Below are 9,419 nucleotides of genomic sequence, written 5' to 3' on the forward strand. Positions count from 1 at the left end.
CTGTTGAAGGATCCCTTCGACGCCGCCCGTGTCGCCGGCCTCGAATTGCGGCTTGACCCGAAACATGGCCTTTGCGCCAGCCTTGGCCAGACCAAGGGCCGGCGGCAGCGCCAGTTTCAGCGAGATGAAGCTGACGTCGGAGACGATGAAATCCGGAATACGCCCGCCGAGATCGGTGACGGCGAGGTCGCGGGCGTTCAGCCCTTCGATCACCGTCACACGCGGGTCGCCGCCGATATCAGGATGCATCTGGCCATGACCGACATCGACGGCGGTGACATGGGCCACGCCGCGCTCGAGCAACACCTGGGTGAAGCCGCCGGTCGAGGCGCCGATGTCGAGCGCTTCACGGCCGGCAGGATCGAGGCCGAAATGATCGAGCCCGCCGATCAGCTTGAGTGCCGCGCGCGACACATAGCCTTGCGCCGGATCATCGATGGTAACGTGACATTGCGGCAAAACGCTCTGGCCGGGCTTGCGCGCAATGAGGCCGTCGACGGTCACAGTGCCGCGCTCGACCGCGTCGCGGGCACGCGAGCGGCTGGCAAACAGCCCGCGCTGGACGAGCAGGTCGTCGAGCCGCTGGCGTGCGCTGGCTGGCAGAGGCGAATTCATCGGCCTTCATGGCGAAAGCCGACGACGATGGCAAGAGCGCCAGCTGGAAGCATTTCGTCTCCCGTTCCCATCATCACGCTCAGCATCTTGCACGGCGACGATGGTGAGGCGTCCCGTCCCGCCGACCATCCTTATGAATACCCATGCGTTACGCCCGTTGAGACGGATGACCGCCGAAGCATGAGGTCTCACCGCCTGCGGGTAAATACCAACAATCTAGAAAGCCTCATGATTTCTTAACCAATTTTCATCGCATTTGCTTGAGGACTTCAATGTTATGACCGCGACGACGGGAAAACCCGGATGAAGAGGCGGCAACTTTGGAAATGGCCAGCGACATCGTCTACAAGGTTCTTGACCGGATTTCTGGCGCCGGCCTGCTGGCGACCGGACTTCTGTTGCTGACTGCTTTGGCCAGTGCCCTGGTCGCCTATTGGCGCACGGTCGAGAAAAAGAGCTGGAAAGAGTTCTTCGAGTTCGCGGTCCCGCATGAGGTCATCACGCATCCTTCGGCGAAAGCCGACCTTTTGTTCTGGGTGACGCGGAAGGCGCTGATGCCATTCCTCATGCTGCCCGCCGGCGTCGTCTTCGTCAGCGCCGTCGGCTATGCGACGAACTGGTTGCTCTCCACGCTGCTGGCAATCCAGCCGCCTCTGATCGAGGGGCCGGCGGGGCCTGTGACGGTGACGATCTTCACCCTCACCATGCTGCTTGCCTACGACATTTCGTACTATCTCTATCATGTCGCCCAGCACCGCTACCCGGTGCTCTGGGAACTGCACAAGGTGCACCATTCGGCCGAGGTGATGGTCGGCATCACCAAGGATCGCGTCCACCCGCTCGACGAATTGATGAACCGGGCCTGGGACGGCGTCATTCCCGGCATCTGCGTCGGCATCTGGTCGCTGGTGTCGCTGAACCTGGTTGAACTGACGGTCTTCGGCGTCAACGTCTACATCATACGCAACATCCTGATGATGGATTTCGTCAGGCACACGCATTTCAAGATCTCGTTTGGGCCGTTGAACAATCTGATCCTGTGCCCACACTGGCATCAGTTGCACCACAGCACCGACCCGCGCCATTACGACAAGAACTTCGGGCTGCTCTTCTCGTTCTGGGATCGGCTCTTCGGAACTCTGTGCGTTCCGAAACCCGACGAGGACTTCAAGTTCGGTTTGATCGAACGCAACGTGCGCGACTACCAGTCGCTCGCAGGCCTCTATGTCATGCCGCTGCAGCGGATGTGGCGGCAGATCGCCAGACATTTCCGCGCCGACAAGCCCGAGCCACAGCAATCGCCGCAGGGGGGCAAGCCATGAACGGACCGGCCGTGTTTCGGATGCAGCAAGCGCACCGGATCGAAATTGCAACCTCGCCAGAGCGACTGGCAGAAATCGCGCCCGCCTGGGCAGCGCTCTGGCAACGCGCCGGCGGCCTCGTTTTCCAGCATCCCGACTGGATCTCGGCCTGGTGGCACACCACACCGCATCAGGACCGCCGCGGCCTCAGGATCGGCCTGGTCTGGAGCGGCGAGCGCCTCGAGGCGGTCATTGCGCTCGCGACCTTCTGGCGCTCGGGCATCCGTATGCTGGAATGGGCGGCGAAGGATCACTGCGACTATGGCGATGTCCTGCTTGCTCCCGATGCAGAGCCACAGATCCTGCCGCAACTCTGGCAACATATCCTCGACGATAGCGGCTTCGATCTTGCGTATCTCAATCGGCTGTTGCCCGATGCTCGATTCCGGACCCTGCTTGGTCCCGCCGCCCCAGGCCAGGGCAGCATCTTGCAGCCGAGCCACCGCAGCGAGGTCAGCTACCGAGTTTCCAGCGCCGGACAACGCGGCGCACAATGGTTTGAAAGCCAGTCGAAGAAAACCCGGCAAAACTATCGCCGTGGTTACAAATTCATGGAGGAAGGCGGCGCGCTGCGTTTCCGCCTGATGGATGCGCACGAAGCCCGCGAGCCGGTGCTGGAACGCGTCGCCGCGCTGAAACGGCTATGGCTCGCAAAACACGGCCGCGTTTCGGACCTGTTCGACGAAGGTTCCCCCGCGCTGCCGGCACTGATCTCCGTTCTGGCCGGGCTTGGGTTGCTGCGCATCTTCGTGCTCGAACGCGAAGACGAGATCATCGCCATATCGATCAATTTCGAGCAGCATGGAACCATGATGGCTTTCGTCACCACCTATGATCCGGCCTTCGAACGGGCCTCGCCGGGCATGGTCTTGATGATGGATTACATCCAGTGGTCGTTCGACAGGGGCTTGACCACGATCGATTTTCTCTGCGGCGGCGAGGATTTCAAGCGCCGCTTTGCGACGCATTCGGTGATCTTGTCGTCAGTGGTGGGTGGACGAAACCTGCGCGGACGCCTTGCCGCCCTGGCAGACCGCGCCCGCCACGCGGCGCAATCCTGGCGCCCCGAGAAACCGGCGCAACAAGCGGAGCTGGTGGCGGCGGAGTAGCAGTGCCGACGCCTTTAGATCACCCGCACAGCGGCAAAGCACGATGAAACGATCGGGCAATCCCGATCAGGGCTTGCTGGTCTCTAGCTCAGAATACGCTTCGCGAAACCGGGCGCTCGACGGCCGGAGACAACCCATCCGCACGCCCTCCCGACGCTTGCTCGCGTGAAGGCTCGATGGCAACCGCAGGTGCGGGAACGGGGGCCGGCAGAACCACCAGTTGCGGCACCTGCTTGAAGGAAAAGCCGCCGCGGATGTCGCCCATCTTGCCGGCGACGATGCCCATGGCCGCCTTTTCGAGGCTGCGATCATAGCGCGTTTCGGCTGTGGCCGGCGCGACGATGACGGCGCAAAGCGCTGCGCCGCACAGAAGCGTTTTCATTGTTGCTGTCTCCCTGCCTGATCACGATCTAGCAGGGCGCCGTTGAAAAACGGCCAAGAGACACGGTAAGCAAAGCGCCAAACGGCAGCGTAAACAACGCGTTAAGAACGTTGGCCGGCAAACTGATTCAAGTCACTGAGACTTTGATTCAGGCGCGCTGGGCGCGAACCGTATGCCCGAGCGCGACGAACACGGTGCGCACGATGCCGGCAGCATCGAGCCCGGCATCGGCATACATCTTTTCCGGCTTGGCGTGGTCGGTAAACACGTCGGGCAGCACCAGCGGGCGCACCTTCAGGCCGCTTTCCAGCAGGCCTTCATGGGCGAGGAACTGCAGCACATGGCTGGCGAAGCCGCCGACGGCGCCCTCCTCCACCGTCACCAGAACCTCATGCGAGCGGGCCAGCCGCCGGATCAGATCCTCGTCGAGCGGCTTGGCGAAACGGGCGTCGGCGACCGTGGTGGAGAGCCCGGCAGCCCCTAGCTCCTCGGCGGCGATCAGGCAATCCTGCAGCCGTGTGCCGAAGGACAGCAATGCTACCTTGGTGCCCTCCCTGACGATGCGGCCCTTGCCGACTTCGAGCACGGAGCCACGCTCCGGCATGTCGACGCCAACGCCATTGCCGCGCGGATAGCGAAAGGCGATCGGGCCGTCATCATAGCTTGCCGCGGTGCGTACCATGTGGCGCAGCTCCGCCTCGTCGGCCGCCGCCATCACCACGAAGCCCGGCAGTGTCGCCAGGAAGGTGGTGTCGAAGGCGCCGCAATGGGTGGCGCCATCGGCGCCGACGAAGCCGGCGCGGTCGATGGGAAAGCGCACCGGTAATTTCTGGATGGCGACGTCGTGGACGACCTGGTCGTAGGCGCGCTGCAGGAAGGTGGAATAGATGGCCGCGAACGGCTTGTAGCCTTCGGTGGCGAGGCCGGCGGCGAAGGTCACCGCGTGCTGTTCGGCGATGCCGACATCGAAGGTCCTCGACGGGAACGCTTCGCCGAACAGGTCGAGGCCGGTACCGCTCGGCATGGCTGCGGTGACGGCGACGATGCGGTCGTCCTCGCGGCCCTCCTGGACCAGGCTTTCGGCGAACACCTTGGTGTAGGCCGGTGCGTTGGCCGGCGCCTTGGCCTGCGCGCCGGTGATGACGTCGAACTTGTTGACGCCGTGATATTTGTCGGCGGCGGCTTCCGCCGGCGCATAGCCCTTGCCCTTCTGGGTGACGACATGGATGAGCACCGGGCCTTCGCCATTGTCTCGGACATTTTTCAGGACCGGGATCAGATGCTCCAGATTGTGGCCGTCGATCGGGCCGATGTGATAGAAGCCGAGTTCCTCGAACAGCGTGCCGCCGGTGACGTAGCCGCGTGCATGCTCGACCGCCCTTGTGATCGCACGATCCGCCCGCTTGCCGAGATAAGATGTCAGTTTTTTGCCGAAATCGCGCAGGCCGATATAGGCCTTGCCGGAGGCCAGCCGCGCCAGATAGGCGCTCATGGCGCCGGTTGGCGGCGCGATCGACATGTCGTTGTCGTTGAGAATGACGATCAGCCGTGCATCGAGCGCGCCGGCATTGTTCATCGCCTCGTAGGCCATGCCGGCAGACATGGCGCCGTCGCCGATGACGGCGATGACATTGTTGCGGCCGCCGGAGAGATCGCGGGCCGCGGCCATGCCGAGGCCGGCCGATATCGATGTCGAGGAGTGGGCAGCGCCGAAGGGATCGTACTCGCTCTCGGCGCGGCGGGTGAAGCCGGACAGGCCGCCTTCCTGGCGCAGCGTGCGGATACGGTCGCGGCGGCCGGTCAGGATCTTGTGCGGATAGGCCTGGTGGCCGACATCCCAGATCAGCCGATCATCGGGGGTGTTGAAGACATAGTGCAGCGCCACTGTCAGCTCGACCACGCCAAGGCCGGCGCCCAGATGACCACCCGTGCGGGATACCGCGTCGACCAGCTCGGCGCGAAGCTCGGACGCCAGTTGCGGCAGCTCACTCTCGGCAAGCATGCGCAGGTCGGCCGGGATGCGGGCCTTGTCGAGAAGCGGCGTATGCGGCGTTGCGTTCACGGTGCTCAGGCTTTCGGTTGATGGGCGAAATAGGCCGCCGGCCGGCGAAAGTAAATGCGTGTCAGTGACGCGGATCAGACTGTGGTCTTTTGCTTCTATGCAGGTCGTTTCCCCAAAACCGGGCCACTTTGGGCGACAGGCATCAGCTTTCCGGCAGCGGAATGAACTCTTCCTCGTCTCCTGGAACGATGTCGAAGCGGCCTGTCTTCCATTCCTCTTTCGCCTGTTCGATACGCTCTTTCGACGACGAGACGAAATTCCACCAGATGTAACGCTTCGAACCAAGAGAGGCGCCGCCGAACAGCATGAAATGCGCCCCGGTCTGCGACGACACGACGATCTCGTCACCGGGACGGAAGACCAGCAGCCGTTCGGCTGGGAACACATCGCCCGAAATCGAGACCTCGCCTTCCAGCGTGTAAATGGCGCGCTCTTCCGCATCGGCAGGGATTTTCACGCTGGCGCCGGGCGCCAGGCGCAGGTCGGCGTAGAGCGTCTCCGAATCGGCCCTGACCGGGGACCGTAATCCTTGGAAATCGCCGATGATGAGGCGCCCGTTGACGCCTTCGGCATCAATCTCGGGAAGCCTGAGCGCTCCTGTGTTCTCGAACACAGGAGCCACCTCTTCCTTGTCGTCCGGCAGCGCCAGCCATGTCTGCAGGCCGGATACCGACATCGGCGCGCCACGCAGTTCCTCCGGCGTACGCTCCGAATGGACGATGCCGCGGCCGGCGGTCATCAAATTCACGTCGCCGGGCTGAATGACCATTTCGGTGCCGAGGGAGTCGCGGTGCCGGATCTTGCCGTCGAACAGATAGGTGACCGTCGACAGTCCGATATGCGGATGCGGACGGACGTCCAGCGCCTGGCCGGCCCGCAGGATCGCGGGACCCATGCGGTCGAAGAAGATGAACGGACCGACCAACCGCCTTTTTGCCGTTGGCAGGGCACGGCGCACCTGAAAACCACCGATGTCCTTGGCGTTCGGAATGACCATCAATTCGATCTGATCGCTGGCGAACGCATCGCCCACCTCAGGGTCTTTCCCGGGGAAGAAGCTCATGGACTCTCCTTGTCGGTGGTCGAAGGCCGCCTGGCCGCATCAGGCAAAGCGGATGGCCGCCTTTGCCCGCAGCTTGGCCGCCACCTCTTCGCGATTGCGCGGATGCTGATGGGTTTCCAGGGAATCGAGCAGTTCGCGCGCCGAGGCCGCGATGGCGTCGACGGCATGATCGAAGGCGTGCTGGTTCTGCTTCGAGGGTCGCGTCGTTCCGCTCAGCTTGCGGACGAACTGAAGGGCCGCGTCGCGCACCTCGTCATTGGTTGCCGGCGGATCAAAATTGAACAGGGTCTTGATGTTTCTGCACATCGCTTCCGTATCTCCTCTTGTCCTTGAGCTGTTTCAATCGCAACGAGTTATATCCTCGATCATGATCATGTCCAAAAACCGGTGAGGCGAGGCCATCGTTCGGACCGGCCTCAATCCGCGTCGAGCGGCTCCGTTCCAACCGGCTTGCCGTCGCGCGACAGCCTGATCTTCTCGACCTTGTCCTCGGCGGCCTTCAGCAGCCGGTCGCAATGCGCCTTCAGCGCCTCGCCACGTTCATAGATCCTGATCGACTGGTCGAGCGGCACGTCGCCACGCTCCAGATCATCGACGATCTTCTCCAGCGCATCGAGTGCCTGCTCGAAGCTCATCGCCTTGACGTCTTCGTTGGTCTCACCAGCCATCGTTCATCCTTTCATCAGTCGCCCGACATGGGCGGCGACCGAAAATGCCAATCCCTGCAGATCGTAGCCGCCCTCGAGCAGGCTGACGAGCCGGTTGCCGCTGTGGCGTGCCGCGCGCTGCATCAGCTGGCCGGTCGCCCAATCGAAATCATCCTCGGTCAGATTGATCTCGGCCAGCGGATCGCGGTGGTGCGCGTCGAACCCGGCCGAAATGATGATCAGGTCGGGCGCGAAATTGTCGAGCGCGGGCAGGACGCGCGACAGGAAGGCATCGCGAAACACTTCGCTGCCGGTCTGCGGCGCCAGCGGTGCGTTGACGATGTTGCCGGCGCCCGTTTCGGTCTTCGCTCCGGTGCCGGGATAAAGCGGCATCTGGTGTGTCGAGCAATAGAGCACCGAGGGATCGTCCCAGAAAATATCCTGCGTGCCATTGCCGTGATGCACGTCCCAGTCGACGATGGCAACGCGCTCGACACCGTGTTTCTTCTGCGCATAACGCGCCGCGATCGCCGCCGTGTTGAACAGGCAGAAGCCCATGGCCGTGGTCTTTTCGGCATGATGGCCGGGCGGCCGGGCGGCGACGAAGACGTTGTCGGCGCGGCCCGAAAAGACATCATCGACGGCGGCGTTGGCGGCGCCGATCGCGGTGATCGCCGCTTGCCAGCTCTTCGGACTGGCAGTGGTGTCGGCATCGATGCGGGCAATCCCCTCGTCGGGAATGGCGGCGCGCACGCGGGCGACGAAATCGGCGGGATGCGCGTAGAGGATGGTGGCCTCGTCGCCTTCCGGCGCCTGGATACGATCGAGCCCGGCAAAGGCTTCCTCGTCGAGCACGCGCTCGATGGCACGCAGGCGGTCGGGCCGCTCGGGATGTCCGGGCGGCGTGAGATGCTCGAGGAAGATCGGATGCGTGTAGAGACGGGTGGTCATCGTCCTAATCTAGTGACCCGGATCGACAAAGGCCATGCACGGGCGGCCGATGACTGGGGAAAATCGCGCCTGCGTCCATTCGTGTCGCCGCAGGCATTGGCCTCGCCGGCGCTTCGGCGTAAAGTCCTTGGCACTGCCTGGTGCCCGCCGCAAGCGGGAGAATCGGGAACACGGTTGAATTCCGTGGCGTGCCCAACGCTGTGAGGGGGACCGCGCCGGTAAATGCCACTGTCGATGACGGGAAGGCACCGGACGCGGGTTGATCCCAAGCCAGAAGACCGGCCTGGCAGGCATCGTCATCCGCATGGTCGGGCGGGTGGCATCAGAGCGACGTGCGTCCATTTGGACGCACAAAGTACGCTCTGACCGTTTTGAATCTGCAATCGCAAGGGGACAAGCGATGCCGGAACATATGACCGCTGCCATTGACGATGGATTCGACCAGAATGCGCGCGATGCGGTCTATCGCGCCATGTTCACGCGGCGCGACGTGCGCAGCCATTTCCTGCCCACCGCGATCGATGACGACGTGCTGGCGCGGCTGCTGCTTGCCGCCCATCACGCGCCATCGGTCGGCTTCATGCAGCCATGGAATTTCATTGTCATTCGCGATGCCGGACGACGAGCGGAGGTGCGCGACCTGTTCCTGGCCGCGCGCGAGCAGGAACTGCCGGCGATCGAGGCGGAAAAACAGGCGCTGTACCGCAAGCTCAAGCTGGAAGGCATCTGCGAGAGCGCGCTCAACATCTGCATCACTTGCGACCGGCAGCGCTCGAAGGGTTCGCCGCTGGGACGCTGGCACAATCCGGAGATGGATCTCTACAGCACCGTCTGCGCGGTGCAGAATTTCTGGCTGGCCGCGCGTGCCGAGGGCGTTGGCGTCGGCTGGGTGAGCATCATCGAGGCTGAGGCGCTGAAGCGGCTGTTGGCCATTCCGGATCACGTAACGCCAATCGCCTATCTCTGCGTCGGCCGTGTTTCCGAGTTCGCTTCCAAACCGGACCTTGAAACGCATGGTTGGGGACGGCGGCTGCCGCTGCCGGAACTGATCATGAGCGAGACGTTTTCCGGGCAAGGCGAGACACAGCTCAAGTCCACCGTGGCGCGCCTCAACACCGTTTCTGCCTCACCAGACACCACCTGCCCGGCCGATCAGGGTGTGGCGCCGGCCGTACCCCAGCGCGAACCGCCGAAGGAGGCGAGCGCCTTGTCCTTGAGCTCCCTGAACT

At 63.3% G+C, this 9,419-nt stretch carries 10 protein-coding genes and 1 riboswitch; of the genes, 3 read left to right on the forward strand and 7 right to left on the reverse strand.

The features are described 5' to 3' along the window. A partial coding sequence (locus EN994_RS07495) for a TlyA family RNA methyltransferase (protein ID WP_164745835.1) occupies positions 1-615 on the reverse strand: 615 nt, incomplete at its 3' end. 326 nt (positions 616-941) lie between these two features. On the opposite strand from EN994_RS07495, the gene EN994_RS07500 reads away from it, so the two are divergent. Together EN994_RS07500 and EN994_RS07505 are read left to right on the forward strand one after the other, a co-directional pair. Then, the gene (locus EN994_RS07500; RefSeq protein WP_063167675.1) at positions 942-1,937 is read left to right on the forward strand and encodes a sterol desaturase family protein; all 996 of its coding nucleotides are present in this window, start codon (positions 942-944) and stop codon (positions 1,935-1,937) included. Further along, positions 1,934-3,085: a GNAT family N-acetyltransferase gene (locus EN994_RS07505; RefSeq protein WP_063167674.1), complete on the forward strand. Its 1,152-nt coding sequence runs from the start codon at positions 1,934-1,936 to the stop codon at positions 3,083-3,085. Before EN994_RS07500 ends, EN994_RS07505 begins: the two co-directional genes overlap by 4 nt. Positions 3,086-3,173: 88 nt before the next feature. Here the strand turns inward: EN994_RS07505 and EN994_RS07510 are convergent, their stop codons facing one another. The 6 genes from EN994_RS07510 to EN994_RS07535 form a co-directional block, all read right to left on the reverse strand. Continuing rightward, the gene (locus EN994_RS07510; protein ID WP_024503606.1) at positions 3,174-3,467 is read right to left on the reverse strand and encodes a hypothetical protein; all 294 of its coding nucleotides are present in this window, start codon (positions 3,465-3,467) and stop codon (positions 3,174-3,176) included. A gap of 148 nt (positions 3,468-3,615) precedes the next feature. Further along, a complete protein-coding gene (dxs, locus tag EN994_RS07515) occupies positions 3,616-5,529 on the reverse strand; it encodes a 1-deoxy-D-xylulose-5-phosphate synthase (RefSeq protein WP_063167673.1) in 1,914 nt (637 codons plus the stop codon). A 142-nt stretch (positions 5,530-5,671) separates the two neighbouring features. Then, complete coding sequence (locus EN994_RS07520; RefSeq protein WP_063167672.1) at positions 5,672-6,592, reverse strand: pirin family protein; 921 nt, start codon at positions 6,590-6,592, stop codon at positions 5,672-5,674. A gap of 39 nt (positions 6,593-6,631) precedes the next feature. Then, positions 6,632-6,898 carry a DUF2277 domain-containing protein gene (locus EN994_RS07525; RefSeq protein WP_013532791.1) on the reverse strand — a complete coding sequence of 89 codons (267 nt, stop codon included), beginning with the start codon at positions 6,896-6,898 and terminating at the stop codon, positions 6,632-6,634. 110 nt (positions 6,899-7,008) lie between these two features. Then, positions 7,009-7,260, reverse strand: coding sequence for an exodeoxyribonuclease VII small subunit (locus EN994_RS07530; protein ID WP_013532792.1), 252 nt, complete (start codon positions 7,258-7,260; stop codon positions 7,009-7,011). A gap of 3 nt (positions 7,261-7,263) precedes the next feature. Further along, positions 7,264-8,190: a histone deacetylase family protein gene (locus EN994_RS07535; protein ID WP_063167671.1), complete on the reverse strand. Its 927-nt coding sequence runs from the start codon at positions 8,188-8,190 to the stop codon at positions 7,264-7,266. 121 nt (positions 8,191-8,311) lie between these two features. After that, a riboswitch (cobalamin riboswitch) is annotated at positions 8,312-8,492 on the forward strand. Positions 8,493-8,602: 110 nt separating this feature from the next. Here EN994_RS07535 and bluB point away from each other — a divergent pair. Continuing rightward, on the forward strand, positions 8,603-9,419 hold an 817-nt coding region (gene bluB, locus EN994_RS07540; protein WP_245465996.1), incomplete at its 3' end, for a 5,6-dimethylbenzimidazole synthase.

The sequence above is a fragment of the Mesorhizobium sp. M7A.F.Ca.CA.002.09.1.1 genome, from assembly GCF_003998555.1.
GTDB lineage: Bacteria > Pseudomonadota > Alphaproteobacteria > Rhizobiales > Rhizobiaceae > Mesorhizobium > Mesorhizobium ciceri.

Bases quoted from the DNA above. Each gene is read 5' to 3' on its own strand.
- EN994_RS07500 (WP_063167675.1), top strand. From the start codon at position 942: ATGGCCAGCGACATCGTCTACAAGGTTCTTGACCGGATTTCTGGCGCC.
- EN994_RS07505 (WP_063167674.1), top strand. From the start codon at position 1,934: ATGAACGGACCGGCCGTGTTTCGGATGCAGCAAGCGCACCGGATCGAA.
- EN994_RS07510 (WP_024503606.1), bottom strand. From the start codon at position 3,467: ATGAAAACGCTTCTGTGCGGCGCAGCGCTTTGCGCCGTCATCGTCGCG.
- EN994_RS07520 (WP_063167672.1), bottom strand. From the start codon at position 6,592: ATGAGCTTCTTCCCCGGGAAAGACCCTGAGGTGGGCGATGCGTTCGCC.
- EN994_RS07525 (WP_013532791.1), bottom strand. From the start codon at position 6,898: ATGTGCAGAAACATCAAGACCCTGTTCAATTTTGATCCGCCGGCAACC.
- EN994_RS07530 (WP_013532792.1), bottom strand. From the start codon at position 7,260: ATGGCTGGTGAGACCAACGAAGACGTCAAGGCGATGAGCTTCGAGCAG.
- EN994_RS07535 (WP_063167671.1), bottom strand. From the start codon at position 8,190: ATGACCACCCGTCTCTACACGCATCCGATCTTCCTCGAGCATCTCACG.